Annotated in this window: 29 protein-coding genes and 1 pseudogene; 17 read left to right on the plus strand and 13 right to left on the minus strand. The window is 62.6% G+C overall.

What is annotated here, in order from left to right:
• Positions 1-110: 110 nt before the first annotated feature.
• The 3 genes from ldtR to JG739_RS20915 form a co-directional block, all read right to left on the minus strand.
• Complete coding sequence (ldtR, locus tag JG739_RS20905) at positions 111-626, minus strand: transcriptional regulator LdtR (protein WP_202363188.1); 516 nt, start codon at positions 624-626, stop codon at positions 111-113.
• A gap of 255 nt (positions 627-881) precedes the next feature.
• Positions 882-1,304: a DUF6163 family protein gene (locus JG739_RS20910; RefSeq protein WP_202363189.1), complete on the minus strand. Its 423-nt coding sequence runs from the start codon at positions 1,302-1,304 to the stop codon at positions 882-884.
• The gene (locus JG739_RS20915) at positions 1,301-2,344 is read right to left on the minus strand and encodes an enoyl-CoA hydratase/isomerase family protein (RefSeq protein ID WP_202363190.1); all 1,044 of its coding nucleotides are present in this window, start codon (positions 2,342-2,344) and stop codon (positions 1,301-1,303) included. Before JG739_RS20915 ends, JG739_RS20910 begins: the two co-directional genes overlap by 4 nt.
• Before the next feature lie 398 nt (positions 2,345-2,742).
• On the opposite strand from JG739_RS20915, the gene hemB reads away from it, so the two are divergent.
• The 4 genes from hemB (at position 2,743) to JG739_RS20935 (ending at position 5,261) form a co-directional block, all read left to right on the plus strand.
• Positions 2,743-3,774, plus strand: coding sequence for a porphobilinogen synthase (hemB, locus tag JG739_RS20920; protein ID WP_202363191.1), 1,032 nt, complete (start codon positions 2,743-2,745; stop codon positions 3,772-3,774).
• 49 nt (positions 3,775-3,823) lie between these two features.
• Positions 3,824-4,120 carry a nucleotidyltransferase family protein gene (locus JG739_RS20925; protein WP_202363192.1) on the plus strand — a complete coding sequence of 99 codons (297 nt, stop codon included), beginning with the start codon at positions 3,824-3,826 and terminating at the stop codon, positions 4,118-4,120.
• On the plus strand, positions 4,120-4,470 hold the full coding sequence (locus JG739_RS20930; RefSeq protein ID WP_202363193.1) for a HepT-like ribonuclease domain-containing protein: 351 nt from the start codon (positions 4,120-4,122) through the stop codon (positions 4,468-4,470). The genes JG739_RS20925 and JG739_RS20930 overlap by 1 nt, the downstream gene beginning before the upstream one ends.
• 149 nt (positions 4,471-4,619) lie before the next feature.
• The gene (locus JG739_RS20935; RefSeq protein ID WP_202363194.1) at positions 4,620-5,261 is read left to right on the plus strand and encodes a dihydrofolate reductase family protein; all 642 of its coding nucleotides are present in this window, start codon (positions 4,620-4,622) and stop codon (positions 5,259-5,261) included.
• A gap of 271 nt (positions 5,262-5,532) precedes the next feature.
• On the opposite strand, the gene ppk2 is transcribed toward JG739_RS20935, so the two are convergent.
• Positions 5,533-6,453 (minus strand): polyphosphate kinase 2, encoded by a 921-nt coding sequence (gene ppk2, locus JG739_RS20940; RefSeq protein ID WP_202363195.1) that lies wholly within the window; start codon positions 6,451-6,453, stop codon positions 5,533-5,535.
• A gap of 254 nt (positions 6,454-6,707) precedes the next feature.
• Here ppk2 and JG739_RS20945 point away from each other — a divergent pair, with 254 nt between their 5' ends.
• Positions 6,708-7,751, plus strand: coding sequence for an aldo/keto reductase (locus JG739_RS20945; protein ID WP_202363196.1), 1,044 nt, complete (start codon positions 6,708-6,710; stop codon positions 7,749-7,751).
• Between the two features lie 32 nt (positions 7,752-7,783).
• Here JG739_RS20945 and JG739_RS20950 read toward each other — a convergent pair whose 3' ends face one another.
• On the minus strand, positions 7,784-8,755 hold the full coding sequence (locus tag JG739_RS20950) for a glycosyl transferase family 90 (protein ID WP_202363197.1): 972 nt from the start codon (positions 8,753-8,755) through the stop codon (positions 7,784-7,786).
• Positions 8,756-8,957: 202 nt separating this feature from the next.
• Between JG739_RS20950 and JG739_RS20955 the strand changes: the two genes are divergently transcribed.
• Positions 8,958-9,116 (plus strand): hypothetical protein, encoded by a 159-nt coding sequence (locus JG739_RS20955; RefSeq protein ID WP_023798419.1) that lies wholly within the window; start codon positions 8,958-8,960, stop codon positions 9,114-9,116.
• A gap of 219 nt (positions 9,117-9,335) precedes the next feature.
• On the opposite strand, the gene JG739_RS20960 is transcribed toward JG739_RS20955, so the two are convergent.
• Complete coding sequence (locus tag JG739_RS20960; protein ID WP_202363198.1) at positions 9,336-9,593, minus strand: DUF982 domain-containing protein; 258 nt, start codon at positions 9,591-9,593, stop codon at positions 9,336-9,338.
• A 116-nt stretch (positions 9,594-9,709) separates the two neighbouring features.
• On the opposite strand from JG739_RS20960, the gene JG739_RS20965 reads away from it, so the two are divergent.
• Entirely contained in the window at positions 9,710-10,969 is a 1,260-nt protein-coding gene (locus JG739_RS20965; RefSeq protein WP_202363199.1) for an MFS transporter, read from the plus strand.
• Between the two features lie 34 nt (positions 10,970-11,003).
• Complete coding sequence (locus JG739_RS20970; RefSeq protein ID WP_202363200.1) at positions 11,004-11,378, plus strand: DUF423 domain-containing protein; 375 nt, start codon at positions 11,004-11,006, stop codon at positions 11,376-11,378.
• 32 nt (positions 11,379-11,410) lie between these two features.
• On the opposite strand, the gene JG739_RS20975 is transcribed toward JG739_RS20970, so the two are convergent.
• Entirely contained in the window at positions 11,411-11,575 is a 165-nt protein-coding gene (locus JG739_RS20975; protein ID WP_202363201.1) for a hypothetical protein, read from the minus strand.
• Positions 11,576-11,644: 69 nt separating this feature from the next.
• Entirely contained in the window at positions 11,645-11,785 is a 141-nt protein-coding gene (locus JG739_RS20980; protein ID WP_202363202.1) for a hypothetical protein, read from the minus strand.
• Positions 11,786-11,927: 142 nt separating this feature from the next.
• On the opposite strand from JG739_RS20980, the gene JG739_RS20985 reads away from it, so the two are divergent.
• The 4 genes from JG739_RS20985 to tnpC all read left to right on the plus strand — a co-directional run bounded on the left by JG739_RS20985 (position 11,928) and on the right by tnpC (position 15,567).
• Positions 11,928-13,010, plus strand: coding sequence for a LacI family DNA-binding transcriptional regulator (locus tag JG739_RS20985; RefSeq protein WP_202363203.1), 1,083 nt, complete (start codon positions 11,928-11,930; stop codon positions 13,008-13,010).
• Positions 13,011-13,122: 112 nt separating this feature from the next.
• Positions 13,123-13,509, plus strand: coding sequence for a transposase (locus tag JG739_RS20990; protein WP_183445375.1), 387 nt, complete (start codon positions 13,123-13,125; stop codon positions 13,507-13,509).
• On the plus strand, positions 13,506-13,850 hold the full coding sequence (gene tnpB / locus JG739_RS20995) for an IS66 family insertion sequence element accessory protein TnpB (protein ID WP_183445374.1): 345 nt from the start codon (positions 13,506-13,508) through the stop codon (positions 13,848-13,850). The genes JG739_RS20990 and tnpB overlap by 4 nt, the downstream gene beginning before the upstream one ends.
• Positions 13,851-13,926: 76 nt before the next feature.
• Positions 13,927-15,567 carry an IS66 family transposase gene (gene tnpC, locus JG739_RS21000; protein ID WP_183445373.1) on the plus strand — a complete coding sequence of 547 codons (1,641 nt, stop codon included), beginning with the start codon at positions 13,927-13,929 and terminating at the stop codon, positions 15,565-15,567.
• A gap of 4 nt (positions 15,568-15,571) precedes the next feature.
• Here the strand turns inward: tnpC and JG739_RS21005 are convergent, their stop codons facing one another.
• Positions 15,572-16,771 carry an OpgC family protein gene (locus tag JG739_RS21005; protein ID WP_202363204.1) on the minus strand — a complete coding sequence of 400 codons (1,200 nt, stop codon included), beginning with the start codon at positions 16,769-16,771 and terminating at the stop codon, positions 15,572-15,574.
• A gap of 203 nt (positions 16,772-16,974) precedes the next feature.
• On the opposite strand from JG739_RS21005, the gene JG739_RS21010 reads away from it, so the two are divergent.
• Positions 16,975-17,646 carry an alpha/beta hydrolase gene (locus JG739_RS21010; RefSeq protein ID WP_202363205.1) on the plus strand — a complete coding sequence of 224 codons (672 nt, stop codon included), beginning with the start codon at positions 16,975-16,977 and terminating at the stop codon, positions 17,644-17,646.
• A 12-nt stretch (positions 17,647-17,658) separates the two neighbouring features.
• Here JG739_RS21010 and sthA read toward each other — a convergent pair whose 3' ends face one another.
• A complete protein-coding gene (sthA, locus tag JG739_RS21015; RefSeq protein WP_202363206.1) occupies positions 17,659-19,047 on the minus strand; it encodes a Si-specific NAD(P)(+) transhydrogenase in 1,389 nt (462 codons plus the stop codon).
• Between the two features lie 216 nt (positions 19,048-19,263).
• On the opposite strand from sthA, the gene JG739_RS21020 reads away from it, so the two are divergent.
• The 4 genes and pseudogenes from JG739_RS21020 (at position 19,264) to JG739_RS35460 (ending at position 21,654) form a co-directional block, all read left to right on the plus strand.
• Positions 19,264-19,728, plus strand: a complete 465-nt coding sequence (locus tag JG739_RS21020) for an RDD family protein (protein WP_202363207.1) — start codon at positions 19,264-19,266, stop codon at positions 19,726-19,728.
• Positions 19,729-19,865: 137 nt separating this feature from the next.
• Entirely contained in the window at positions 19,866-20,630 is a 765-nt protein-coding gene (locus tag JG739_RS21025) for an arginyltransferase (protein ID WP_027154654.1), read from the plus strand.
• Between the two features lie 147 nt (positions 20,631-20,777).
• Positions 20,778-21,122: pseudogene (locus JG739_RS35455) on the plus strand (EamA family transporter); the annotation flags it as partial.
• A 40-nt stretch (positions 21,123-21,162) separates the two neighbouring features.
• On the plus strand, positions 21,163-21,654 hold the full coding sequence (locus JG739_RS35460) for a DMT family transporter (RefSeq protein ID WP_244749966.1): 492 nt from the start codon (positions 21,163-21,165) through the stop codon (positions 21,652-21,654).
• Here the strand turns inward: JG739_RS35460 and JG739_RS21035 are convergent.
• From JG739_RS21035 to parC, 3 genes are all read right to left on the minus strand, one after another.
• Complete coding sequence (locus JG739_RS21035) at positions 21,642-22,853, minus strand: AI-2E family transporter (protein WP_202363208.1); 1,212 nt, start codon at positions 22,851-22,853, stop codon at positions 21,642-21,644. The two genes, JG739_RS35460 and JG739_RS21035, sit on opposite strands and share 13 nt — an antisense overlap.
• Before the next feature lie 214 nt (positions 22,854-23,067).
• Entirely contained in the window at positions 23,068-24,267 is a 1,200-nt protein-coding gene (locus JG739_RS21040) for an IS256 family transposase (protein WP_202362577.1), read from the minus strand.
• 293 nt (positions 24,268-24,560) lie between these two features.
• Positions 24,561-26,813, minus strand: coding sequence for a DNA topoisomerase IV subunit A (gene parC / locus JG739_RS21045; RefSeq protein ID WP_202363209.1), 2,253 nt, complete (start codon positions 26,811-26,813; stop codon positions 24,561-24,563).
• Between the last annotated feature and the right edge of the window lie 17 nt (positions 26,814-26,830).

Here is a 26,830-nt window from a genome sequence, read left to right on the forward strand (position 1 = left end):
TCGGCTGGTCCTCACGAAACGCAAAGACCGATGCTTTTCGGCACCGGTCTTTTGGATCGCTCCCCGACCGCACTTCTTCGGCGCGGTTCCCCCTCATGCGACGGACATGATTACATCCGATAGGCGATGGTGTCGTTCCAGAAGCGGTCGAGGCGCTGCAGGGCGCGGTTCATTTGCTTGAATTCTTCCGTGTTGATGCCGCCGACCTGTTCGATCGAGCCGACATGGCGCTCATAGAGGCCGGCGACGACTTCCGCCACCTCACTGCCCTTCGGCGTCAGCGAGACCCGCACCGAACGGCGGTCGATGCGCGAGCGCTGGTGGTTGATGAAGCCGAGATCGACCAGCTTCTTCAGATTGTAGGAGACATTCGAGCCGAGATAATAGCCGCGCGAGCGCAGCTCGCCGGCGGTCAGTTCCGAATTGCCGATGTTGAAGAGCAGCAGCGCCTGGATGGCGTTGATATCGGAACGGCCGTTGCGGTCAAATTCGTCCTTGATCACGTCAAGCAAACGCCGGTGCAGCCGCTCCACCAGCTGCAGCGATTCCATGTACAGCGAACGGATCGCCTCGCGGCGGTCATCGGATACGTTGACGGTCTTCGCCGCCGGACGGGAATTGATCATTGTCTTTGCCTCTCGTTTGTCGCCCTGGTGATTTTTTGTTTTTCACCTTGATCGCGACACTATCGAATACTCATAAAATTCGACTTAAACGCTAGGGCTAACAAGAGCTTACCGGTAATAGGTTTCGAAAGAGGCTTAACGAAGGGTCACCCGAACAAGGACGATTAACCTAAAGATTTAGCCAATGAATCCGTGCGGTAATTTGCCCGTCCAACTGGATGCGTGGCCTATTCTTGTTGAGCATCGGTCGATGCTCTATTGCCGGCTCCGGCGCTTCTGCATCCAGATCATCACGCGAAAGACAATGTAGAGCAGCGCCACCGCCGCATGCGAGGCGACGATCAGCGGCCGGTGACCGAAGAGCTCGGGAAAGCCGGCATGCATGACGGTCTCGGTCGCCGCGCAGATGAACCAGATCACCGGCCCCCAGGAGGCCAGCATCCAAAGACCGGCGGCGGCGAAGGGAAAGAAGACGGCGAGCGTCACCGCCGCCACCTGCCAATGCACCGGCATCAGGTCGAAGCGCCACAACGAGCCGGGATAGAAGCCGATCAGCCGGATCCAGTACAAAATCCCGAACACCAGACAATAGCCTGCGATGACGCGTTGAAACCAGGCGAAGATGACCTCGACCGTCGAGGGCTGGAGCACGACGCGTCTCGACGTGACCTCGCTCACAGCTTGAGTTCCCGTTCGCCGAGTGGAGCGAAATAGGAATCGACGTCGGCAGCACTGACGTCGTCGATGCCTGCCGGCCGCCATTGCGGCGTCGAGCCCTTGTCGATGATGGCGGCGCGGATGCCTTCGTAGAAATCGTGGCCGGCAAGCATGCGGTTGAGGATGCGGAACTCCATCCGCATGCACTCGTCCATCGACAGCGTCAGCCCGGCGCTGATCTCGCGCCAGGCAACATGCAGGCTGGTCGGCGAGCGGGTGCGGATCGTCGCCAGCGTCTTGGCCGCGAACGCGTCTGCGGGTGCGGCGCGCTCCAGGCTGCCGATGATGTCGCTCAGCGACGGCTGCGCGAAATGGCGGGCGATGGCTTCCAGCGTCGGACTGTCCGTTTCGCGCCGGGCCGGGACGGAAAAGCCGCGAAGCGCCGCTTCCGGGTCGCCTGTCGCAACCAGCCGGTCGAGAAAGCCGGCCTGGTCCTGCGCCTTGATCGTGTGCGTCGCCAGGCCCGACCACGAAGCGTCGCCATAGCGGATGCGGTTTCCGGTCAGGGCCAGATACATGCCGAAGCTGCCGCCGAGGCCCGGCAAGAGATGACTGGCGCCGACATCCGGGAAAAAGCCGATGCCGACTTCCGGCATGGCGAACTGGGCGTTCTCGGTCAGCAGCCGATGCGAGCCGTGGAACGAGATGCCGACACCGCCGCCCATGACGATACCGTCGATCAGCGCGACATAGGGTTTTTCGAACCGCGCGATGCGGGCGTTCAGCCGGTATTCGTCGGCGAAGAAGTCGACCGGCGGCTTTCCCGCCCGGCCGGCCTCGTAGATGTGGAGGATGTCGCCGCCGGCCGAAAACGCCCTGCCCTCGGCCTTGACCACGACAACATCGACACCGTCGTCGCGCTCCCAGGCGCGCAGCGCCTTGTCGAGCGCCCTGACCATGCGATGGGTGACGGCATTGAGCGCCTGCGGCCGCGTCAGTGTGACGACGCCGGCGCTGCCCAGTCGTTCGAAGCGGATCTCGTTGCCGCCGCCAAAATCCATCGCCTAAAGAATCCCTCCCCCATGCCGCCGGGATTGAAGTGCTAAAGCGTGGCGCATGGGCGCGTCAATGCCAAGGCGCAATCCTGTCCGTGAACCGTCAGCCTTGAAACGCGACTCCCTTGTGGCTTCCACAGAATAGAGGAGACACGAGGTGCGGCGACCCTTATAAGCCCTGGGTTCCTCGCCCCCGCGAAGCGGGGGAGCGGTGGCCGCGAAGCGGTCGGAGAGGGGGCCTTTTCGCAGGGCGCAGTTCCCCCTCTCCGTCTCGGCTTCGCCGAGCCACCTCTCCCCCACTCCCGTGGGGGCGAGGAACTCAAGCTGGAAAGCCTGGCACTATCGTGCCGCATTGGTCAGCGGCGGGGGCTCGTGTTAAAAGCCGCCAATCCGGAGTTTTGGCGATGAACAAATTCACCCCAGCAAAGCCTGCCGGCGCGCGCAGCGTCGACGAGATCACCGGCAGCCGCCGTTTGCGCCGCATGCGCAAGGCCGACTGGTCGCGCCGCCTCGTGCAGGAGAACCGGCTCTGCGTCGACGATCTGATCTGGCCGATCTTCGTCGTCGATGGCAAAAACATCCGCGAACCGATCGCCGCCATGCCTGGTGTCTTCCGCCTGTCGCTCGACCTTGCCGTCAAGGAGGCCGAGCGCGCGGCAAAGCTCGGCATTCCGGCGATCGCCACCTTTCCCAATATCGAGCTCAGCCTGCGCGACCAGACCGGCTCGCACATCCTCGATCCGGAAAACGTCATCAACCGCGCCACGCGCGCCATCAAGCGCGCAGTGCCCGAGATCGGCATCATCACCGATGCGGCGCTGGATCCCTTCACCTCGCACGGCCATGACGGCATCTTGCGTGACGGCATCATCGTCAACGACCAGACCGTGGAGCAGGTGACGGCGGCCGCCGTCATCCAGGCTTCGGCCGGCGCCGACATCATTGCCCCGTCCGACATGATGGACGGCCGCATCGGCGCCATCCGCGATGCGCTCGACGCCAATGGTTTTCAGGATGTGGCGATCATGTCCTACGCGACGAAATTCGCCTCCGCTTTCTATGGACCCTATCGCGAGGCGGTCGGCACCGCCGACCTGCTCAAGGGCGACAAGAAGACTTATTATCTCGACCATGCCAATTCCGACGAGGCCGTGCGCGAGGCCGAGCAGGACCTCGCCGAGGGCGCCGACATGCTGATGGTCAAGCCCGGCCTGCCCTATCTCGACATCATCCGCAGGCTGAAGGACGAATTCCGGATGCCGACCTTCGCCTATCAGGTGTCGGGCGAATATTCGATGATCAAGGCGGCCGCCGCCAATGGCTGGATCGACGGCGACAAGGCAATGCTGGAATCGCTGCTCGCCTTCAAGCGCGCCGGCTGCGACGGTATTCTTACCTATTTCGCGCCCGAGGTGGCGGCGATGCTCAAGGGCTGAGGCACTCGCATCGTTTTGGGATTTTGCTGCAATCCGCTAGAATAGGCCCATGAGCAGGAACGAGGTCATCGAACGGTTGCAGAGAAACGCAGATGCCATCAAAGGCATGGGCGCAACTTCGCTGTATCTATTCGGGTCGGCAGCGCGGGACGATGCGCAGCCGGACAGCGATCTCGATCTGTTCATCGACTATGATCCGGCGCGGCGCTTTTCTCTGATCGACCTGGTCGGGATCAAGCAATTTCTGGAAGAGAAGATGTCAACCGAAATTGACATCACCACACGCGACAGCCTTCATCCCATGTTGAAGGCCGAGATCGAACAATCGGCCGTACGCGTATTCTGATGGCAGTCCGCCGGATCGAGCCGATCCTAGCCGAGATCATGGCGGCTTTGGATGGCATCAGCGCTGCCACCGCCGGCAAGACACTGGACGACTTTCGTGACGACTGGCTGCTTCGTCATGGCGTGGAGCGCGGCATCGAGATTATCTCCGAAGCTGCCCGGCACATCCCGGACGATTTGCTCGCTCTTGCTCCAGAAATTCCCTGGAAACAGATTCGTGGAATTGGCAACGTTTTGCGTCACGAATACCACAAGACTTCCGACGCCATCATCTGGACCGTGGTGACAGACAGTCTGTCGCCGCTCCGCCTGGCTGTCGAGCGCATACTCGAGGCGTCGCGGCGCAAGTAGCCGCCTGCTGCAAACTCCCCTCTTGGCGCTGGCCCTTATGCTGGCCAAACGAGCCGCTCATGCTCGGCGGCGAAATACCGCTTGCAAATCGCAATCAGTCCGGCTAAAAATAACTGCTTGCATTTCACAACTGGTTTAGGGAGGTACCTATGTCCAAGCTTCGCGTCAACGCTTTCACCGTGTCCATCGACGGCTTCGGCGCCGGTCCCGACCAGGACCTGAAAGAGCCGCTGGGCGTCGGCGGGGAAGCCCTGCACACATGGATGTTCGGCACCCGAACCTTCCGCAACATGTCCGGCGAGGACAGCGGCACCACGGACACGGACGACGGGTTCGTGGCGCGCAGCTTCGAAAATGTCGGGGCTTGGATAATGGGACGGAATATGTTCGGGCCGATCCGGGGAGAATGGCCTGATGAAAGTTGGAAAGGCTGGTGGGGAGACAACCCGCCGTATCATGTGCCGGTCTTCGTGCTCACCCACCATCCGCGGGATCCTGTCGTCATGGAGGGCGGCACGACCTTCCATTTCGTGCCCGACATTCACTCAGCGCTGGAAAAGGCGAAGGCCGCGGCTGACGGCAAGGATGTCCGGCTCGGCGGCGGCGTCGCCACGATCCGGCAATATCTCCGGGAAAAGCTCATCGACGACATGCATCTGGCGATATCGCCGATGCTGCTCGGCTCAGGCGAGAACCTTTTTGCCGGCATCGACATGGTCAAGCTCGGCTACCGCTGCAGCGAGCAGGTCGCAACGCCGAATGCCATGCATGTCATCATCGAGCGCGATTAGGACATTTCGTCTGCTCTTTTGGCGAAAGCCTCGGTGCTGGCCCCTTTCTCCCCCTCACTATACGGGGAGAAATGCCCGGCAGGGCAATGAGGGGCGGCGCAAGCGATCGAAGATTACGCTGCCGGACAATATACTGAGGGCAATATGACCTCAGAATAAGTTTGATCGACGCAGTGACTTGGGCTGGTTAAACTGTCGAGGTTGGCGCCGCCCCTCATCTGCCTGCCGGCACCTTCTCCCCGTATAGTGACGGGGAGAAGGGAGCGCTGTCTCAATACTTCTGCGGAACATACAGCTCGCGCGGCAGCACCTGGCGCTCGTATTCGGGATTGAATACGCGGTCGGGCAGCGTGATCTCCTCGTGCGGCACCTCCTCATAGGGCATCTGCTTGAGGAGGTGATCGATGCAGTTCAGCCGTGCCCGTTTCTTGTCGTTGCCCTCGACGATGAACCACGGGGCTTCGGGGATGTTGGTGCGGGCGAACGTCTCTTCCTTGGCCTTGGTGTACTGTTCCCAGCGCACGCGCGACTGCAGGTCCATCGGCGACAGCTTCCACTGCTTCATCGGATCATGGATGCGCATCTGAAAGCACATCTGCTGCTCCTCGTCGGTGATGGAGAACCAGTATTTGACCAGGGTGATGCCGGAGCGGACCAGCATGCGCTCGAACTCCGGCACGTCGCGAAAAAACTCCTCGACCTGCTCCGGCTCGGCGAAGCCCATCACACGCTCGACGCCGGAGCGGTTGTACCAGGAGCGGTCGAACAGCACGATCTCGCCGCCCGCAGGCAGATGCGGCACGTAACGCTGGAAATACCATTGCGACTTCTCGCGCTCGGTCGGCGCCGGAAGCGCGACGACGCGGCAGATGCGCGGATTGAGCCGCTGGGTGATGCGCTTGATCACGCCGCCCTTGCCGGCCGAGTCGCGGCCCTCGAAAACCACCACCAGCTTCTTCCTGGTGTAAGCCACCCAGGACTGCAGCTTGATCAATTCGGATTGCAGCGTGATCAGGTCGCGAAAATATTGCAGGCGATCCATCGAGGGCGGATGCGTGTTCTTGTAGATCTTGGCGATTTCCAGCGACAGCGCCGGTTCCGACATCTCCAGCTCGTAGTCCTCGTCGAGCGTGTCGGCCAGCTCCGCTTCCAGCCAGTCCTTGGCGGGAGAATTCTGTTTTGCTTCGGTCATTTATGCTGCTCCGCTTGCACGCCCGTGTCGGCGTCGGCCTGCCGGCCGAGATCGGACACCTTGAGCCGATTTGCATATAGGCCGGCAATGACGGTTTTATTGCAGCCGGCCCGCGCACCGGCCGCGCAAATCCGTGAGATGTGATCGATCAGCCTCCCTGGCGCGCACGACAAACGGGCCGAATTGTCCTACAAAGCCAGGATCCCCGGGCAGCCTTCAAAGCTCCCTTCTCAACGCAATTGCGAGGATCTGACATGGAATATCGTACACTCGGCCGTTCCGGGCTGAAGGTTTCGACGCTGACCATGGGCACCATGACTTTTGGCGGCGCCGGCGCATTTTCGGCGGTCGGCAAGACCGATCTCTACGAGGCTCGCCGGATGATCGACCTCTGCATCGACGCCGGCATCAATCTCATCGACACCGCCAATGTCTACTCGAACGGGCTTTCGGAAGAGATCATCGGCGAAGCGCTCGGCGGCAAACGCAAGGGCGATGTGCTGATCGCCTCCAAGGCACGCATGCGGATCGGCAACGGCCCCAACGATGAGGGCCTGTCGCGCTACCATCTGATCCGCGAGTGCGAGAAGAGCCTGAAGCGCCTCAGGACCGACGTCATCGACATCTATTTCCTGCACGAATGGGACGGCACGACGCCGCTCGAAGAGACCATCGCCGCGCTCGACACGCTCGTCAGCCAGGGCAAGATCCGCTATGTCGGCTGTTCCAACTATTCCGGCTGGCAAGTGATGAAGGCGCTGGGGATCAGCGACCGCCAGCACCAGCCGCGCTTCGTCACCCAGCAGATCCACTACACGCTGGAAGCGCGCGAAGCCGAATATGAACTGCTGCCGATCTCGGTCGACCAGGGGCTTGGCGTGCTGGTGTGGAGCCCGCTCGCCGGTGGACTGCTGTCCGGCAAATACCATCGCGACCAGGCCACCGCCCGCCAGCTCAGCGGCTGGACCGAACCGCCGATCCGCGACGAGGACCGGCTGTGGCGGATCGTCGATGTGCTCGCCCATATCGGCAACAACCATGGCGTTTCGGCGGCGCAGGTGGCGCTTGCCTGGCTGCTCGGCCGGCCCGCGGTCAGTTCGCTGGTCATCGGCGGACGGACCGAAGCCCAGTTCAAGGACAATATCGCCGCCGCCAGCCTGGTGCTGACCAGCGATGAGCGCGCACGCCTCGACGCTGTCAGCCGCCCGCCGGTTCTCTACCCCTATTGGCACCAGCAGTTCACGGCAAAGGACCGGTTTGGTCCGGCCGATCTGGTTCTTGACCGGGAAGATATCTGACATCGATCCAGATCAGGTCGAAGGTCGCCGGCTTAGCCTGAGATAAAACGCCAGACCTCGGGATCAGGCTCGATCTGGCCGCTGAGCACGAAATATTTGTAGAGCACGAGCAGGCAGATCGCCTGCTCGGCCCGCTCGTCGGCGAACTGGCGGCAATAGGCGTTAGCGGCGGCAACGATGCGTTCGGCCTCAGTCGGATGCCTTTCGAGATATTGCACCCGCTCGGCAAGATCCGTGAAATCAGGTTCGAGCGGCACATAGTGAACACCAGCCACGAGTTCGCTTTCGGCGAACCATGTCTCATATGTTGGCGGTGGCATCAGGCACAGCGAATTCGAACTCATAATCCATTTCAAGTTGGTCGCCACATCGTTGCCTTCGAGCGAAATGATGTAGCGACAGCGCCGCTGCTGGTCGATGCTCAGATAAGGCTTGCGATATTCCGGCGCTGCCGTCGGCTTGGGCGTTCCGACATCGCAAAAGGGCAGATCGCGCGCAGCGTCCAGAAGCAAGGTCCTTATCGGGTTGTTGAGCTCGCCGCGCCACACCGCAACCGGAAGCTTGTCCGCGAAGGCTACATCGTCGGCGGGCATGTGGAAGTGGCGGAACTTGTTGAGCTTGAACAGGACCCCGTTTCTGTTGTCACCGGCGATCGGCCGATCCTTGACGATCGACGGCATCGTAGGCACGTCGACGACGTCGCCGAATTCGAGATCGATGCGCAAATCGGGATCGAAGTAGCGGGCAAATTCCTTCAGATCGTAGTAGTACATGCTCCGGCCTCTTGGTAGCCGGCTGACCGGCACGGCCCCGCCGCTCGGCGCGAAAGCGACCTGCAATCTGTTGTAGTAGTTGAGACGCGCGCGGACCGATCCGTCCGAAAGCCTGGCCTGATCGAGCAGCGCGGCGAGCCTGCGGCGGAACAGCGCCTGCGGTGCGATATCGCGCACGGCATTGCGCGCATAGTAGAATAGCTTCTGTGCGTTTCTTTGAAGGGTGGCCATCGGTCACTTGGCGAAAAGTCGGCTTGTGATTTGCCCCCCGGTCGCTCCTACACCATTGTGCCGGCTATCTTGCAAGCCACGGAACCGTGTTCAGTCGGCGTGCCGGCTGTCTATGGAGCCGATCGCCCTTTGTGGTGTTGTATTTGTAGGCCAATGCTCCTAGGCAGGGCTAATAACCCTTTGGATTGCGAAAGGAAGAGATATGGCGCGAGCACCGAATTACGGCCAGGAACGCAAGGAACGCGATCGGCAGAAGGCTGCCAAGAAGGCGGAAAAGCAGGCGGCCAAGGTCGCAGCCAAGGAACGTTCGAAGCCGGAAGACGAGACCACGTCCGAGACCGAAACAGAAACCGCAGAGTAAACTGCACGGCAATCGCCTCGCAGTAACGGCGAGAAGGGATCTGGCCGCAACCTCGGCTCGCTTTCTGCAACGCTGGAGATTGGCGAAACCCTTGGTGCAGGCCGCTTTCTCCCAGTCACTATACGGGGAGAAATGCCCGGCAGGGCAATGAGGGGCAGCGCAAACCTGAAGCGATTGCCCTTTGGTAAAAGCGCATCCGGCCCGCGAGGCGCTGCGTCTTCAGACCGGCGCCTTGTCGCTGACGAAAACGTTCACTTCGCGGGCGGCGGCGATGAAGGCACGCCTTGCGATCATTGCCGGTTTGTCGCCGGCCAGCGCATCATGGCAGGCCTGCAGCGCTTCGCGATGTTTTTGACTGCGCTTGCCGGGCCAGTTGTTGAGGAGGTAATCGGAAGCCTCGCGGGCGGTCCGCAAGAGCTGAGTGGTTCCCGCCGCGCCCTTGACGGTCACGGGTGTTTCAAATCGGTTGTTTTCCATCGCCGCTCTTACGCCATCGGGGCTCGCGAAGCGAGCGCGAAAGTGGTTGCCACCGCAATCACGCCGCGACGCTGGCAAATCCCCTGGTCCGCAGAACTGGCCCGACAGGACATGACATGCCGCAAGACGCCAACGTTGCCACCCAAGGCGCCCACAATATCCATTGGCGCCGCAATCTCGCCGTGTGCTTTGCCGGCTCGTTCAGCACGCTTGTCGCCATGACCCTGCTGTTGCCCTTCCTGCCGCTTTACGTCGAGCAGCTGGGCGCCGAGGGCCACGCGGCTGTCGTGCAGTGGTCCGGCATCGCCTATGGCGCGACCTTCTTCGCCGCCGCGCTGGTCGCGCCGCTGTGGGGACGGCTTGGCGACCGCTACGGCCGCAAGCTGATGCTGGTGCGCGCCAGTTTCGGCATGGCAGTCTGCATGTCGCTGACCGGCATGGTGCAGACCGTCTGGCAATTGGTGCTGCTGCGCCTGCTGATCGGTTTCGCCGGTGGCTATTCCTCCGGCTCGACCATTCTCGTCGCCATGCAGACGCCGAAGGAGCGGTCGGGCTGGGCGCTCGGCGTGCTGTCGGCCGGCATCACCGGCGGCGCTCTCGTCGGTCCCTTGCTCGGCGGCGCGCTGCCGCCCTTGATCGGCATCCGCGCCACCTTCCTGCTCGCCGGCGGCGTCATTTTACTGGCGTTCCTGGCAACGACTTTTCTCATCAAGGAGAACCCTCGACCGGCAACCGCCAAATCAGCATCGACCGAGAAGCCGAAAGGCGGCTGGTCGCAAATCCCGGACAAGCGCCCGATCGTCGCAATGCTGGTGACCGGCGCGCTGCTGAGCTTCGCCACCATGTCGATCGAGCCGATCATCGCGGTCTATGTACAACAGATCATCGAGGACCAAAGCCGGGTCACGCTGATGTCCGGCGTGGTCATGTCGGCGGCGGCACTTGGCGCCATCCTGTCGGCCTCGCGTCTCGGCAAGCTCGCCGACCGCGTCGGCCACTGGAACGTCATCATTGCGGCGCTTGCCGCCTCGGCGCTGCTGCTGATCCCGCAGGCTTTCGTCACCCAGGGCTGGCAGCTCGTCGGCCTGCGTTTCCTGATGGGACTGGCGCTTGGCGGCCTCTTGCCCTGCATCACCAGCGTCATCCGCCACAATGTTCCGGACGGCGTCGGCGGCAATGTGCTCGGTCTGTCGATCTCGGCGCAATATGTCGGGCAGGTCGCCGGGCCGCTGCTCGGCGGCTTCGTCGGCGGTCACTTCGGCATGCGGGCGGTGTTTCTCGGCACGTCGGTGCTGATGGCGGGCGGAGCGGCGTACAATTGGCTGGTCCAGTCGCGCCGCGCACGCGACATGCTGGTGCAGGCGGGCAAATCCTGACACCGTTGGCGGGCCACTTCACGGAGTCCAAGACATGAGCACAGCCGACCACCCAGCAAGCGGCAGCGGCCGCGCCCTCGTTTTCGTCGGCGGCCTGTGCGGCGCGGCCGGTGTGGCGCTTTCTGCCGCGGCGGCACATCTGGGCGGCGCTTTCGTCGGCACGGTCGCGTCGTTCCTGCTCATGCATGCACCGGTCTTTCTTGCCGTCGGCCTCGTCGGCGCAAACCGGATCATGCGAACCGCAAGCCTTGTTCTTCTCTTCGGACTTGTCTTGTTCTGCGGCGATCTGCTTGCCCGCGACTTCCTCGGCTCGCGGCTTTTTTCGATGTCCGCGCCGATCGGCGGCACCTTGCTCATCGCCGGCTGGCTGGCGGTTGCGGCCTCGGCGCTGAAGCGCCCGCGCTCCTGAGGCGGCCGGATTCGGCTTCCGCCAAACGACGGTCAGTCGGACGATGGCCACTCATGCCGGCGCTCGGGCCGGACCGGCAGGTCGCGATAGCGTGCCGCCGGCTTGGCCAGGCGCCGCCGCTCCGGCCTGTCGCTGGCCGGCGAGATGCCCCAATAGTTGCGATAGATCTCCTCGAACAGACGATTGATCGGGTGCATGGCTTGGTTTCCTCTTCGACTTGAGATTTGAATCGATCCAATCGACAGGCATGAGAAAGGCGCTGCCGATCAGCTCCGCCTGCGCTCCACGAGAAAACGCAGATCGCGGATCCACGGGCCGGCGCTGCGACGCGTCCGCTTCATCGCCTTCGAAACTATGCTCCAGTCGTTGCGATAGACGTCTTCGAACAGATAATTGACGGGGTGCATGGCTCGCTCCTCCTTGAATCGATCCAATGAATGAATCACGCTCAATTGGATCGATTCAAACCTAAACCTGGACCGCGTTGATGTCAAGCAAAATTTGAATCGATCCAACAAAGATGCTAGATAGCAAGCTGGAGGCAGAAAAATGGCATCATCCGGCGAAAGCAATACAAGACCCATCCGGCTTGCCGACATCGCCAGGGCCGCCGGGGTTTCGCACGGCACCGCCTCCAACGTGTTCAGCCGTCCCGAGATCGTGCGCGAGGAAGTCCGCGAACGGGTCAAGGCGGCGGCCGAGGCGATGGGCTATGCAGGTCCCGACCCGAAGGGACGGCTGCTGCGCGCCGGCAAGGTCAACGCGATCGGCGTCGCCACAACCGAGCCGCTGTCCTATTTCTTCGACGATCCCTTTGCCCGCGCGATGATGGCCGGCATTTCCGAGGCCTGTGATGCCACCGGCGCGGGAATAGCGCTGGTATCGGCCGGCAACCAGGAAAAACTTGCCTGGAACATCCAGAGCGCGCTGGTCGACGGCTTCATCCTGTTCTGCATCGAGGGCGGCTCACGGCTTGTCGAACTGACGCGCGAACGCAAACTCCCCTTCGTCGCGCTTGAGCTCGGCTTCGACGACGACACCGTTTCGGCAATCGGCGTCGACAATGTCGCCGGCGCGCGCCTGGCGGCGCAGCATCTCGCCGAGCTTGGCCATCGGCGCTTCGCCGTGCTTGCGCTGCCTTTCGCCGACGGCAGCACCGGCCTTGTCTCGCCGGAAAAGGTCCGGACGGCGCTCTACACCGGCACGCGCGATCGCCTCGTCGGCTATTTCGAGGCATTTTCCCGGTATGGCGTCGATACCGCCGGGATACCGGTATACGAGACTGAAAACAACGAAGCCAGCACAACGGCCGGCCTCGAAACGATCTTCGCCTCGGCAGAGCCGCCGACCGCCATCCTGGCGATGTCAGACTGGATCGCCATGGTCGCGATCGAATGGTTGGCCGCGCGTGGCATTGCGGTTCCCGGCGACGTCTCCGTCGTCGGCTTCGACGGCGTGCCTGACGCCGCACTTTGCGATCCTCCGCTGACCACGGTCGCGCAGCCAATCGCCGAGATCGGCCGCCGGGCGGCGCGAACGATCCTCGATTTCGACGGCACGGTGCGGCGCGAGACGCTTGGCGTCGAGCTTGTCGTCAGGGCATCTTCGGGGCCGCCGCCCAAAACAGCCTGAGCCCGGCGCTATCGATTCATGCCTGCTGCCATACCGTAAGCGCGTAGGCGTCCCCACGTAGCGTGCAGGCGGTTGATCGCTCATTTTCAGCATGAATCATGCGGAGAATCCTATGAGCGACAGTATGAGCCATCATCGAACATTCGAGATTTTGACGGCGGAGCCTGTGCCGTCCCGACGCAAGCCGCGCCATCGGTCGGACGAAGAGAAGGCACGGCTTGTCGCCGAAGCGTTCTCGCCAGGGGGCAATGTCTCGGCGGTTGCGCGTTCCGAGGGGCTGGACCCCTCGCAGCTCTATGCGTGGCGCCGCAAGGCGCTTTCGTCGGGCATGGTTGCGCCACTGACGGAGGGAGCGAGCAAGCCGGCGAAGTTCACGCGCTTTGAAGCGGTGGGCAGCGACACGGTGGAAATCGTCATTGGCGACGCAGTGGTGCGCGCCGGCGGCGATGTCGATCCCGATCGCCTGGCGAGGATCATCCGCGCGGTTCGTAAGGCATGATCGCTTCCGGTGTGGTGGTTTACGTGTCGTGCCAGCCGGTCGACTTCCGCAAGGGCGCGGCATCTTTGATGGCGCTGGTCAGGGATGGCGGCCTGGACCCATTCTCGGGGGCACTTCACGTATTCCGTTCGAAGCGTGCGGACCGGGTTCGCATCGTGTGGTGGGACGGCAGCGGGGTTTGTCTTTATTCGAAGACTCTGGAAGATCACAGCTTCTGCTGGCCGGGGATATCGGCCGCGCGCATGCGTCTCGACCACGCCCAGTTGATGGCGCTTCTGGCCGGACTGGACTGGAAAAAGATTCGTCCGGCCAGGGTCAGGCGGCCGTTATCGACGGGCTGAAACCGGCCTGCGGCAAGATGAATCATGCGGCTGGAACGGTTGGGAAAGCGGCTGTTTTTGTGCTCTGTTGCTTGCCATGGTTCTACCGGGTCTTGCCCTTCCCGACGACGTTGATGCGCTGAAGGCGATGATCCTTTCCATGGCTCGCGAGCAGGCTGCAAGCGAGGCCCGGATCGCAGTCGCCGACGCTCGGATCGCAGCATCTGAGGCGGAGGTCGCCCGGCTGAAAGCTGTCGAGAAAAGCGCCAGCGAGCGGATCGCCAATCTCACGTCAATCCTGAAAGTTTTACAGCGCACGCAACATGGCACGCGTTCCGAGCGGCTACGCCTGGCCATCGACGACGAGCAGGCCTCCTTTGCCTTCGAAGAGGTCGAGACCGGCCTTTCGGAAATCCGGAGCGAACTCGACCGCGCGGTCGGGAACAAGCCGAAGCGCGCCCCGCGTCCGCGCAAGGGCTTTGCTGCCCACCTCGAACGCATCGAGGAGGTCGTCGAGCCGGAAATCCCGGCCGACTGCGAGGGGCTTGAAAAGGTTCTGATCGGCGAGGATCGATCCGAGCGGCTGGACGTCGTGCCGCCGAAGTTCCAGGTCATCGTCACGCGCCGTCCCAAATACGCCTTCCGGGGCCGTGACGGCGTGGTCCAGGCTCTGGCGCCGGCGCACATCATCGAAAGCGGGCTGCCGACGGAGCGGCTGCTCGCCTATATCGCCGTCTCCAAATACGCCGACGGCCTCCCGCTTTATCGGCAGGAGGCGATCTATCTGCGCGACGGCGTCGAGATCAGCCGGTCGTTGATGGCGCAGTGGATGGGGCATCTGGGCTTCGAGCTGCAGATGCTTGCTGATTACATACTGGAGCGCATCAAGGAGGGCGAAAGGGTCTTCGCCGACGAGACGACCTTGCCCACCCTTGCCCCTGGTTCCGGGAAAACCACGAAAGCCTGGTTGTGGGCCTACGCACGGGATGACCGACCCTATGGCGGAACCAGTCCGCCAATGGTTGCCTATCGTTTTGAAGACAGCAGAGGTGCGGATTGCGTGGCGCGCCACCTCGCCGGATTCAGCGGTATCCTGCAAGTGGATGGCTACTCGGCCTATACCAACCTGGTCAAGGCACGGGCCAAAGCCGGCAGCAATGAAACAATCCGGCTCGCCGGGTGCTGGGCTCACCTGCGGCGCAAATTCTACGACCTGCACATCAGCGGGGTCTCGCAGGCCGCGACGGATTCGATCATCGCCATGACCGAATTGTGGAAGGTCGAGGACGAGGTCCGCGGCAAGGATGCCGGAAGCCGCGCCGCGCTACGTCAGGAAAAGTCCGTGGCCATTGTCGCGAGCCTCTTCGATCTATGGGAAGCGGAACTGGGCAAGGTCTCCGGAAAATCCAAGACCGCCGAGGCGATCCGCTACGCGCTCACCCGGCGGGAGGCGCTGGAACGCTTTCTGATGGACGGTCGCATCGAAATCGACTCCAATATCGTCGAGCGTGCAATCAGGCCCCAGACGATCACGCGAAAGAATAGTCTATTCGCCGGCAGCCACGGCGGTGGACGAACCTGGGCGACGGTAGCCACCTTGCTGCAAACCTGCAAAATGAACAGCGTCGATCCGCTCGACTGGCTCTCGCAGACCTTGACCCGCATCGCTCAAGGCTGGCCGGCATCCGAAATCGAAATGCTCATGCCTTGGAACTTTAGGCCTGACGTTATCGGCTGACCGCTTACGCCATACCCACGCCGAAGGATGGATGGACCGGCGGCGCCTCGCTGCGGACCGGCTTGCCGTTGCCGCCGATAGCCGACAGCCATTCGAGATAATAGGCGAGCGCGAACTGCATGGCGATGCCTGCTGATATCAGCAGGCTGTCATAGGCAAATCCGCCCGGGTTGATCAGCTTCATCACCTGCGCCGCCATGGCGATCAGCGTGCCGGTGATGAAAACTGGCAGCGATCGCTTGCCCAAGATGGCGAGCGGATGGTCGCGGCCGGTGCGGAACAGGTTGGAGATAGAAGGAAACGCCACGATCAGATAGCTCACCGCCAGGATGTGCAGCAGCCTCGGCAGCGACAGGAAGGTCTTGTCGAAGCCGGTCAGCACCACGGGCAGGTTCAGCCACGACACGTGCCCCCACAGCGGGCTGTGCACCCAGAAAAATGCCGTCGCGACATAGACCGCCGACGCGCCGACCAGCCAGCGATTGACCGGAATGCTGCCGCCGCGCCTGACATGCAGCATGCTCGCCAGGCCGATGTTGAAGAGGAACTGCCACGACAGCGGATTGAGGAACCAGAAGCCGGGCTCAGGGTAGTTCGGCGGGGCGATCTGGTAGATCCCGGCAACCAGCCACAGAGTTCCGGACAGCGCGAGCGCCGTGAAAGGCCGATGGCTGATGAATAGCAGGAAGGTCGGCGCCATCAGCAGCAGCACCGCATAGACCGGCAGGATGTTGTTGTAGCCAAGCTGATGGCCAAGCGTGACGATGCCGATCAGCACATGTTGCGGGTCCCTGATCAACGGCTCGATGTTGATCAGCATCAGCATGTCCGGCCGCTTCGCCAACATCGCCGCCGCGCAGAAGATGGCCAGCACCGCCATAGTCGTGACGATGTGGGCGACATAGAGCACACCGGCGCGGCGCCACAATTTCAATGTCGCCAGGAGCCGGTCTCCGGACTGGAATTTTGAGCCGTAGGCGAGCGCGACCGACATGCCGGAGATCAGCACGAAGGCCTCGGCGGCATCCGAAAAGCCGAAATTCTTGTATGTCAGGATTTCGAAAACCGTGCCCGGGACATGATCGACGAATATGATCAGCAGGGCGAGAGCGCGAAAAACATCGATACGCGTATCGCGATCCGGGATACGCGTGCCGCGATCCGGGATACGCGTATCGCGATCCGGTGAAATTGGCATGGTCATCGATAAAAGGCCTCAAAGCTGGTTGTTCATGCCGCGATCGATGCGACCGCCGGACGCACCGCTTCGATTCCTCCCGCGGGAGCATATCGGCAAACAAACGGACTGAAATGCGCCCGGTTCAATCAACTTTGAAGGAGCCCGAAAATATTCCGTTTTGAAGCCGGCAAATGAATAAAAATCACACGAAATCAAAAGGATGCAATATGGCCGAAAGACCTCCGGAAGACGGCTTTTTGCGGCGCGACCTGCCGTTTTTCTACCGCCTTTATCGGCCCGTGGATGCGAGCGGCGAATGCCTTTTTCTGCTGCATGGATCCGGTGTCGACGAGACGACGCTGGTGGCGCTAGCGCGGCAAATCGCACCGCGCGCCGTGCTGGTGGCGGTGCGTGGCCGCATCGCCCAGGAGGACGGTTTCCGTTGGTTCGCGCGGATCACGCCGACGCGCTTCGAACAGGAGAGCATCCGCACCGAGGCCGACGCTTTCGCCGGCTTCATCACCGCGGCCGCGAAGCGCCATGGTCTCGATCTCGCCCGGACGATTTTCCTCGGCTATTCGAACGGCGCCAATCTGGTTTCGAGCGTGATGCTGCTGCATTCCGGCCGCATCGAACGGGCAGCGTTGCTGCGCCCGATGCCGGTGCTCGACGACGTCCCACCGGTCGATCTGTCCAAGGCGCGCGTGCTGACCATCGCCGGCGCAGATGACCTGACCTACGCGCCCTTCGCGCCGGTGTTGGTCGCATTGCTCGAATCGCATGGCGCCGCGGTCGACGCCCACACCATCGGCTCCGGCCATGAAATCGGCGACCGGGATGCTGAAATCGTCAGGCAGTGGATGGCGGGCCCGGCAACCGCCATCGCGCAGGCGAATTGACGAGCCGTCGCTCTATGCCCGCCCCATGCGGTTCCAGGCATCCAGCCCGGCGATCTTGTAGGCTTCGGCCAGCGTCGGATAGTTGAAGGTGTTGTTGACGAAAAAATCGACGGTGCCACCGAGATTGATCACCGCCTGGCCGATATGGATCAGTTCGGTTGCGCCCTCGCCGACGATATGCGCGCCGAGCAGCCGGCGCGTTTCGATCGAGAACAGAAGCTTCAGGAAGCCAGTGTTCACGCCCATGATATGGCCGCGCGAGGTTTCGCGGAAGCGCGCCACGCCGACCTCGTAGGCGGCGCCGCCCTCGCGCACCTGCTCCTCGGACTGGCCGACGGTCGAGATTTCCGGCACGGCATAAATGCCGTAGGGAAAGGTTTCCGGCGGCGGCGGCAACGGCACGCCGAAGGCATGGCAGGCGGCCACCCTGCCCTGTTCCATCGAGGTCGAGGCGAGGCTCGGAAAGCCGATGACGTCACCGGCGGCATAGATGTTCGGCGCGCTGGTCCGGAAGCTCTGCGGATCGACCTTGATGCGGCCCCGGGAATCGGCCTCGATGCCGACCATTTCGAGGCCGAGCGCGCCGACATTGCCGGTGCGCCCCGCCGCATAAAGCACCATCTCCGAGCGTATGCTGCGGCCGTCGGCAAGCGTCACCTCGGCATAGTCGGGTTTCGAGGCGACCTCCTTGATCGCGCTGCCGAGCCGGATCGTCATGCCGCGGTCGCGCATCTGATGGATGAAATCGTCGACGATCTCGCGGTCGACGAAATCGAGGATGGTTTCGCGCGGCTCGACCAGCGTCACCGGCACGTCGAGCGCCGAAAAGATCGTCGCATACTCGACGCCGATGACGCCGGCGCCGATCACCGTCAGCGTCCGCGGAAGACGCTCCAGTTCCAGCATCTCGTCGCTGTCGAAGACACGGATCTTGTCGAATGGCACGTCGCTCGGCCGGTGCGGGCGGGTGCCGACTGCGATCAGCGCATGCGCAAAACCGACTTCGCTGTAGTCGCCGGTATCCGTCGTCAGGCTGGCTCTGTTGGGACCGAGAAACTTGACTGTGGCGCGCGCACTCTTGACCGTGTTGCGCATGAACTGATGCTGCAGCACCTCGACCTCGTGATCGAGCGTCTTGTGCAGGCGTTCGATCAGGTCGCCGACAGAAATGTCCTGCTTGACCCGGTAGCCGCGCCCGTAGAAGCCGCGCTCGCGCCAGCCCGAGAGGTTGAGCACCGTCTCCCGCAGGGTCTTCGACGGAATGGTGCCGGTATGGACGGACACGCCGCCAAGGCGCCGGCCCCTGTCGGCCACCAGCACGGATTTGCCGAGCTTGGCCGACTGCACCGCGGCGCGGCGACCGGAAGGCCCGCTGCCGATCACCAGCATGTCGTAGTCCATATTAGCCCTGTCCCTCGCCCCTCGCGCAATGCCGTATTTGCTGCGCTGCAGCAAACTAACGTCATCCGTGCTGTGAATTCAACCGATCACGGCTACATTCGGCGTTGCCTGCAGTCACAGGCCGAAGAAAGGCTCGATCTTGATTCCGCCGCAGGACTTCACCATTTCAACACCAGGCGGCCTGCAACTATCCCGGGCCTGATTACGAGGAATGACATGAACGCGCGCGTTCTCGACGGCGAAATCACCAGGCTCGATGATGTCAGGGCCTATGATGGCGTGCGCACGCGGCGTGTCCTCGCCTTCATCATCGATTATTGCATCGTCGCGCTGCTCACCATTCCGTTCGCGATCCTGGTGTTCTTCCTCGGGATTTTGACGCTAGGCCTTGGCTGGATGCTGTTTTCCATCCTCGTGCCGGTCGTCGCCATCCTCTACATCTGGAACACGCTCGGCAGCACCGACCAGGCCACGACAGGCATGAAGATGATGGGGATTCGGCTGGACCGTCTGGACGGCACTCGCATCGACGGGCTGACGGCAGTGGTGCATTCGGTTCTGTTCTGGGCCGGCAACGTCATCCTGACGCCGCTGGTCCTGCTGGTGTCGCTATTTGCCGACCGCAAGCGCACGCTGCACGACCTGCTGCTCGGCACGGTGGTCAGCCGCAGTGACCGCTGAAACAGCTTTTCACCAGTCCCCGCGAGCATTTATGTGCAAAGTGAAGGCGTCCGATAGCCACGCTTTCACAATCCTGTTGAATTTTTCGCCGTGCGCGCCAAAGGTATGATGATTCGCAGGAGTGTTTCCAAGGGTCGATGACGCAGCATCCAACCCAGTCGCCGCAGTTCTTCCTGACCGCGCCGTCGCCATGCCCGTATCTTGAGGGCCAGTTCGAGCGCAAGGTGTTCACGCATCTGGTCGGCGACAAGGCATCGGAGATGAACGACCTGTTGACGCAAGGCGGCTTCCGGCGATCGCAGAACATCGCCTACCGACCGGCCTGCGAGACCTGCCGCGCCTGCGTTTCGGTGCGCATCCTGGCCCAGGAATTCACTGCCAGCCGCAATATGAAGCGGGTGATACAGCACAATTCAGACCTCATCGGCGCGATGCACGACGCGCAACCGTCCACCGAGCAGTATTCGCTGTTCCGCAGCTATCTCGATGCCCGCCATCGCCGCGGCGGCATGTCCGACATGACGGTGCTCGACTACGCCATGATGGTCGAGGACACGCATGTCGACACCAAGGTCATCGAATACCGGCGCCGCGGCCCCGACAGTTTCATCACCGGCAAGGGCCAGGGCGAGCTGATCGCGGTCGCGCTCACCGACAAGATGGCCGATGGCCTGTCGATGGTCTATTCCTACTTCAATCCGGACTTCGAGGACCGCTCGCTCGGCACCTTCATGATCCTCGACCACATCGCCCGCGCCAGAGCGATGGGCTTGCCCCATGTCTACCTCGGCTACTGGGTCAACGGCTCGCGCAAGATGAACTATAAGATGCGCTTCATGCCGCAGGAACATCTCGGCCCAAAAGGCTGGGAACGCTACGACCACGAGGCGGTTTCGCGCTGATCCGCTGCTTCGCCAATCATCCTTAAAACTGCTTCAAAGAGGATGCTTCTGGTTTTCGGCTGCTTGGCTGAAACGCCAGACGCTGGGCCAGTTTTGCGCCTGCCTCCAAATTCATTGCGAGAACTGCCATGTCGTCCCACAACGATCATGAAAAAAGGCCTTCTCATCACTGCCATCGGCGGGCTGACGCTGACCATCGACATTCCACTGATCCGGCTCGCCGACGGCGGCGCATGGACGATTCTCCTGCTGCGCACCGGCACCACCCTGGTCGCGGCGCTGATCATCTGGGCTGTGTGGCGCTCGCTGAGCCGGAACGCGCCGCAGCTCATCCCCGGCTGGTCGGGGCTCATCGTCGCCCTATGCTATGGGCTGACCTCGGTCACCTTCGTCACCAGCATCTACCACACCACGACCGCCAATCTGGTCTTCATCCTGGCCTTCAACACCGTGTTCGCGGCGCTGCTGTCCTGGCTGTTCCTGAAGGAGCGGCCGCGACTGGTCACCGTGATCGCGATGCTGGTCATGGTCCTTGGCGTCGCGATCATCGTCGGCGATTCGATCGGCACCGGCCACCTGTTCGGCGACCTCATGGCGCTGTGCTCGGCTTTTTTCATCGCGCTGGCCATCACCATCTCGCGCCAGCGGCAAGGACATGGGCTTCACTTCGCTGATCGGCGTGATCCTGCCCCTGGCCGTCGCGGTGTTCATGGTCTCGGGCAAAGGGTTTCAGGTGAACGCGCCATGGTGGATCATCTTCAACGGCGCCGTCGTCATGCCGATCTCGTTCTTCTGCCTCGCCAACGGCCCGAAATATATTTCGGGACCGGAAGTGGCGATGTTCTATCTGCTCGAGACCGTGCTGGCGCCGGTCTGGATGTGGATGATCTTTGCCGAGACGCCGTCGCGCAACAGCCTGATCGGCGGCGCAATCCTGATCGTCACGCTGGTCGCCCATTCGCTATGGCAGCTGCATGAGGGGCGAAAGCGCCGCGCCACCCTCGCCGTCCGTCACCCGGCCTGAGACTTCTTCTCGGCAACGATCTCGATCTGCGGCGACGGCGCCGCTTCGAGTTCCGCCGGTGCTACGGGGGCAAGCTCGTCGGCCAATTCCACCTCGCGCAGCCATTCGCGCCAGATCGCGACCAGCAACGCCATCAGCACCGGACCGATGAACAGGCCAAGAAAGCCCATCGTCTTGACGCCGCCGACCAGGCCGAAAAAGGTCGGCAGGAACGGCAGCTTTATCGGGCCGCCGACCAGCTTCGGGCGCAATGTCTTGTCGACGATGAACAGTTCGACGCTGCCCCAGACGAACAGCGCCAAACCGGCCATCGGCGAGCCGCTGGCGGCGAGATAGATCGAAACAAGCGTGAAGGACAGCGGTGCGCCGCCGGGGATCAGCGCCATGATGCCGGTCAGGGCGCCGAGCGTCACCGGCGACGGCACGCCGGCCAGCCAGTAGGCCACGCCCAGCACCACCCCCTCGCCGATGGCGATAATGGTCATGCCGGTCACCGTCGAGGAAATCGTCGCCGGCACGACGCGTGAAATCCGCTCCCACCTGGTCGGCAGGATGCGTTCGCCGAGACGGTCGACCTGCCCGGCGAAATGCTCGCCGTCGCGATAGGCAAAGAACAGCGCGATCATCATGAACAGCAGCGCCAGCAGAAGGCCGAAGGCGCTGCCGCCGGCGGCCAGCACGCCGCGGTAGATGCTGCCGATGTTGGCGCCGCTGATCAGCTGGATCAGTTCGCCGATGCCGCCGGGATGGCCGAGGTTGCGCGTCCACTGCTCGTTCAGCCAGTCGCCGACCACAGGCAGAGTGGCGATCCAGTGCGGCGTCACCGCGCCATGGCGGTTGGTCTCGATCGCCCAGCCAACCCATTCGCGGACTTCGTTGCTGGCGTAGGCGCCGGCGAGCGCGATCGGCACCACCAGGAAGGTGAGGATGAACAGGATCGCCAATGTCGCGGCGACCGTGCGGTTGCCGCCGACGGCCGCAAGCAACCGCCGATAGAGCGGCCAGCTGGCAAAGGCGATGACGAGTGCAGCCAGCACCGGGACGAGGAACCCATGAAAGAAATAGACCCCGGCGGCGACGATCAGCACCAGAAGCCACCGCGCCGCCGACAGCGGCGGAATGACGGCGGATCTGACCGGCGTCGACAGGCCGAACAGGCGTTGCTGCCCTTCCGGTTTCCGAACCCTGGCTTCCTTCAAATGCCCATTTCTCCCAAACGCGTCTGTCCGCGCTCTATGTAGCGATGCTTATGCACCATGATAGTGCAGCAATCGTGACGACATTCCAAATGTTTGGATGGAGTTGAGTTGTGTGCGTCAAGTTCTGCAAAAATGGCGTGGCATTCAGCGGTGACGTTGGCGTGTCCGCCGCGCAGCCCCCGTGTTTAGCGGAGCGGCGGACATGGCGGCCGCGTCAGGCGGCCAGTGCCCTCAGGTTCTCCTTCTTGTGCTCGCGCAGATGATCCATGTTGAGGTAGCGGGTCGCCTCGAGCCAGTTCTCGTGGATCTCCACCGCCAATGCCCGAACCAGCCGCAAACAGCTCTGCGGGTTGGGGAAGATGCGAACGACCAGGGTGCGCCGCTTGATCTCCTGGTTCAGCCGCTCCAGCATGTTCGTCGACTTCATGTGCTTGTGATGCGGCAGCGGCAGCCGATAGAAGCTCAGCGTCTCCTCGATGTTGTTCTCCACCCAATCCACCAGCTTCGGGTATTTGGCCTGCCATTTGGCGATCCACTGCGCCAGGTCGCGCTTGACCTCGGCGAGGTCGCGCCGGTCATAGAACCATCTGAGCTCCATCAGGCAGTCGTCATCGACCTTGCGCGGCACATAATCGAGCGCGTTTCTGAGGAAGTGCACGTAACAGCGCTGCCAGACTGCCTCGGGCAGGACTTCGCGGATCGCTGCCCTGAGCCCCGGATGGTCGTCGGAGACGACAAACTCGACGCCGGCGAGCCCGCGCTGCTTGAGCCCTGCCACGAACGCGCGCCAGCTCGAATGGCTTTCACGGTTGGCCAGCTCGACACCGAGCACCTGGCGCCGGCCTTCCCAGTCGACGCCGATCGCCACCAAGACGGCCTGGCTGGCGATCACGCCGGCCTCGCGCGCCCGCTCGTAGCGCGCGTCCAGAATGAGGTACGGGTAAGGTTCGGCAAGCCGCTGCTCAAAGAACGCCTTCAGCGCCTCATCCAGCCGCGCCGTCGCCTGGCTTACCGTCGAGGCCGAGAAGGAATGGCCGCACAGATCCTCGGTGATCGCCTTCACCTTGCGCGTCGACACGCCTTGCACGTACATCTCGACCAGCGCCGATACCAGTGCCTTCTCCGAGCGCTGGTAACGCTCAAACAACTCCGTCGAGAACCGGCCGGCCCGATCTTGCGGAACCCGAAGTTCCAGCACGCCAACCCGCGTCACAAGCTTGCGTTCGTAATAGCCGGACCGGTAACCAACCCGCTCCGTCGTCCGCTCGCCTTTCTCGGCCCCGATCGCCTCCGTCATCTCGGCTTCCAAAGCCTCCTGCACCACAGTCTGCAAAACTCTGCGGAAGCCGTCCTCATCCGACAACAGCAACGCTTTCAACTCGCCTCTGCTCAGTCTAACCTCTCGCTTGGTCATGGCACTTACCCTTCCACGGGAATCGGTGATCGCAACGTCACCAGCGTGCCATGGCCGCCCCTCGCCTCAGAGTAAGGGCTGTTCTCTCTCCAGAGCTTTTTGCAGAACCTTCAGAACACTATCTGGAGTTGCTAATCTCCCCCCTTGTGGGGGAGATGTCGCCGAAGGCGACAGAGGGGGTCGGAACGTTCCTGACGCAACCTCTTATTGCGAACAAAGGGGGTTGGAGCTTCACGCGCGGCGACCCCCTCTGGCCTGCCGGCCATCTCCCCCTCAAGGGGGGGAGAGCCTCGCTACCCGAATTTCCCCGTCCGCGGGAATCCCTTCGGCACCATGCGTCCGGCCGAGGCTCGGGCGCCGATCCATTCGACCAGCTCTTCACGTGATTTGGTGAAGGTACGGTCGGCAGAATCCTGCCAGGAGAGACCGCTTGCGAGCGTGAAGGTCTTGAGGTCGAGGACGCCGCCATCCTTGTACTTCTGCAGGCGAACGCCCTTGCCGCGACCCATCTCAGGGATCTCGGCGAGCGGGAAGACCAGCATCTTGCGGTTCTCGCCGACAATGGCGAGATGGTCGCCGGCGACCGGCACACAGCGCTGGGCCTCGTCGGGCGCCTTGACGTTCATCACCTGCTTGCCCTTGCGGGTGTTGGCGACGACCTCTTCTTCCGGCACGACGAACCCATTGCCGTCGTGCGACACCAACAGCAGCTTGCGCTTGGGATCATGGACAAAGGCGGTGACGATGTCCTGGTCGTTGTCCATGTCGACGATGATGCGGATCGGTTCGCCATGGCCGCGCCCGCCCGGCAGCCGGTCGGCGCCGATCGTGTAGAACTTGCCGCCGGTGGTGAAGACCAGCACCTTGTCGGTGGTCTGGGCGTGGAAGGCGAGCTTGAGGCTGTCGCCCTCCTTGAAGGTCAGCAACGAATGGTCGGTCAGGTGACCTTTCATCGCCCTGAGCCAGCCCTTTTCCGAAACGACCACGGTGACCGGCTCGCGCTCGATCATGGCATGGGCGATGTCGGTCAGATCATGTTCGGGCGCGTCGGCGAACTGGGTCCGGCGCTTGCCGAGCGCGGTCTCCGGTCCGAATTTCTCGCGGATGCTGGAGACTTCCCACTTGATCGTCGACCACTGCCTGGCATTGGACGCAAGCAGCGCCTCGATCTGCTTTTTCTCGGTGGTGAGGCCGTCGAATTCCTTGCGGATCTCGAATTCCTCGAGCTTGCGCAGGGCCCTGAGCCGCATGTTGAGGATGGCTTCGGCCTGATTGTCGGTGAGCGACCAGCGAGCCATCATCACCTGCTTGGGCTCGTCCTCCTCACGGATGATCCTGATCACCTCGTCGATGTTGAGATAGGCGATCAGATAGCCGGCGAGGATCTCCAGCCGCCTTTCGATCTCGCCGAGGCGGTGCCTGGAGCGGCGCAACAGCACCTCGCGGCGATGCTCCAGCCATTCCCTAAGCACGCCTTTCAGCGACAGCACGTTGGGTATCTTGCCGCGCGACAGGACGTTCATGTTGAGCGGAAAGCGGCTTTCAAGCTCGGTCAGCTTGAACAGCGATTCCATCAGGATGCCGGGATCGACCGAACGGCTCTTCGGCACCAGCACGACGCGGATATCCTCGGCACTCTCGTCGCGGATGTCCTCGAGCAGCGGCAATTTGCGCACCATCAGCAGCTCGGCGATCTTTTCGATCAGCCGCGCCTTCTGGACGCCATAGGGGATTTCGGTGACGACGAGGCTCCAGGTGCCTCTGCCCTGGTCCTCCTGGCTCCATTTCGCCCTGACGCGGAAACCACCGCGGCCGGTCTCGTAGGCTTCGAGGATCGAAGCGCGGCTGTCGACGATGATGCCGCCGGTCGGGAAATCCGGGCCTTGGACGAAATCCATCAACGTCGTCACCGGCGCATCCGGATGCTCGATCAGATGCAGGGCGGCGTCGCAGAGCTCGGCGGCATTGTGCGGCGGGATCGAAGTCGCCATGCCGACGGCAATGCCGGACGAGCCGTTGGCCAAAAGGTTGGGGAAGGCGCCGGGCAGCACGACCGGCTCCTCGTCCTCCTCATTGTAGGTTGGCCGGTAATCGACCGCATCCTCGGTGATCCCGGACAGCAGCTCGGTCGCCACGTCGGTCATGCGCGCTTCGGTGTAGCGCATCGCAGCAGCGTTATCGCCGTCGATATTGCCGAAATTGCCCTGGCCGTCGACCAGCGGATAGCGCATCGAAAAATTCTGCGCCAACCGCACCAGCGCGTCGTAAATCGACTGGTCGCCATGCGGATGGAACTTGCCCATCACCTCGCCGACGATGCGGGCGCATTTGGCAAAGCCCTGGTCGGGGTTGAGCCTGAGCAGCCGCATGGCATGCATGATGCGGCGATGCACCGGCTTCAGCCCGTCGCGCACATCCGGCAGCGCCCGGTGCATGATGGTCGACAACGCATAGGCGAGATAGCGCTCTTCCAGCGCTTTCTTAAGATCGACCGGCTCGATGTTGTCGCCACCGCCATCGCCAGGCGGCAAAAGCCTTTTTCCCATGGGGTGGGACTAGCCGA

The organism is Mesorhizobium sp. L-2-11 (genome assembly GCF_016756595.1).
In the GTDB taxonomy this organism is placed as follows: domain Bacteria; phylum Pseudomonadota; class Alphaproteobacteria; order Rhizobiales; family Rhizobiaceae; genus Mesorhizobium.

Coding starts and splice junctions, on each gene's coding strand:
- JG739_RS20975 (WP_202363201.1), bottom strand. CDS start 11,575: ATGCACCCGATCAATCGTCTGTTCGAGGAGATCTATCGCAACTATTGG.
- JG739_RS20955 (WP_023798419.1), top strand. CDS start 8,958: ATGGCGCGAGCACCGAATTACGGCCAGGAACGCAAGGAACGCGATCGG.
- JG739_RS21010 (WP_202363205.1), top strand. CDS start 16,975: ATGGCCGAAAGACCTCCGGAAGACGGCTTTTTGCGGCGCGACCTGCCG.
- tnpB (WP_183445374.1), top strand. CDS start 13,506: ATGATCGCTTCCGGTGTGGTGGTTTACGTGTCGTGCCAGCCGGTCGAC.
- JG739_RS20950 (WP_202363197.1), bottom strand. CDS start 8,755: ATGGCCACCCTTCAAAGAAACGCACAGAAGCTATTCTACTATGCGCGC.
- JG739_RS21025 (WP_027154654.1), top strand. CDS start 19,866: ATGACGCAGCATCCAACCCAGTCGCCGCAGTTCTTCCTGACCGCGCCG.
- JG739_RS20965 (WP_202363199.1), top strand. CDS start 9,710: ATGCCGCAAGACGCCAACGTTGCCACCCAAGGCGCCCACAATATCCAT.
- ppk2 (WP_202363195.1), bottom strand. CDS start 6,453: ATGACCGAAGCAAAACAGAATTCTCCCGCCAAGGACTGGCTGGAAGCG.
- JG739_RS20925 (WP_202363192.1), top strand. CDS start 3,824: ATGAGCAGGAACGAGGTCATCGAACGGTTGCAGAGAAACGCAGATGCC.
- JG739_RS21040 (WP_202362577.1), bottom strand. CDS start 24,267: ATGACCAAGCGAGAGGTTAGACTGAGCAGAGGCGAGTTGAAAGCGTTG.
- ldtR (WP_202363188.1), bottom strand. CDS start 626: ATGATCAATTCCCGTCCGGCGGCGAAGACCGTCAACGTATCCGATGAC.
- JG739_RS20990 (WP_183445375.1), top strand. CDS start 13,123: ATGAGCGACAGTATGAGCCATCATCGAACATTCGAGATTTTGACGGCG.
- JG739_RS20970 (WP_202363200.1), top strand. CDS start 11,004: ATGAGCACAGCCGACCACCCAGCAAGCGGCAGCGGCCGCGCCCTCGTT.
- tnpC (WP_183445373.1), top strand. CDS start 13,927: ATGGTTCTACCGGGTCTTGCCCTTCCCGACGACGTTGATGCGCTGAAG.
- sthA (WP_202363206.1), bottom strand. CDS start 19,047: ATGGACTACGACATGCTGGTGATCGGCAGCGGGCCTTCCGGTCGCCGC.
- JG739_RS20930 (WP_202363193.1), top strand. CDS start 4,120: ATGGCAGTCCGCCGGATCGAGCCGATCCTAGCCGAGATCATGGCGGCT.
- JG739_RS20985 (WP_202363203.1), top strand. CDS start 11,928: ATGGCATCATCCGGCGAAAGCAATACAAGACCCATCCGGCTTGCCGAC.
- JG739_RS20945 (WP_202363196.1), top strand. CDS start 6,708: ATGGAATATCGTACACTCGGCCGTTCCGGGCTGAAGGTTTCGACGCTG.
- parC (WP_202363209.1), bottom strand. CDS start 26,813: ATGGGAAAAAGGCTTTTGCCGCCTGGCGATGGCGGTGGCGACAACATC.
- JG739_RS21020 (WP_202363207.1), top strand. CDS start 19,264: ATGAACGCGCGCGTTCTCGACGGCGAAATCACCAGGCTCGATGATGTC.
- JG739_RS20960 (WP_202363198.1), bottom strand. CDS start 9,593: ATGGAAAACAACCGATTTGAAACACCCGTGACCGTCAAGGGCGCGGCG.
- JG739_RS20980 (WP_202363202.1), bottom strand. CDS start 11,785: ATGCACCCCGTCAATTATCTGTTCGAAGACGTCTATCGCAACGACTGG.
- JG739_RS20935 (WP_202363194.1), top strand. CDS start 4,620: ATGTCCAAGCTTCGCGTCAACGCTTTCACCGTGTCCATCGACGGCTTC.
- JG739_RS20915 (WP_202363190.1), bottom strand. CDS start 2,344: ATGGATTTTGGCGGCGGCAACGAGATCCGCTTCGAACGACTGGGCAGC.
- hemB (WP_202363191.1), top strand. CDS start 2,743: ATGAACAAATTCACCCCAGCAAAGCCTGCCGGCGCGCGCAGCGTCGAC.
- JG739_RS21005 (WP_202363204.1), bottom strand. CDS start 16,771: ATGACCATGCCAATTTCACCGGATCGCGATACGCGTATCCCGGATCGC.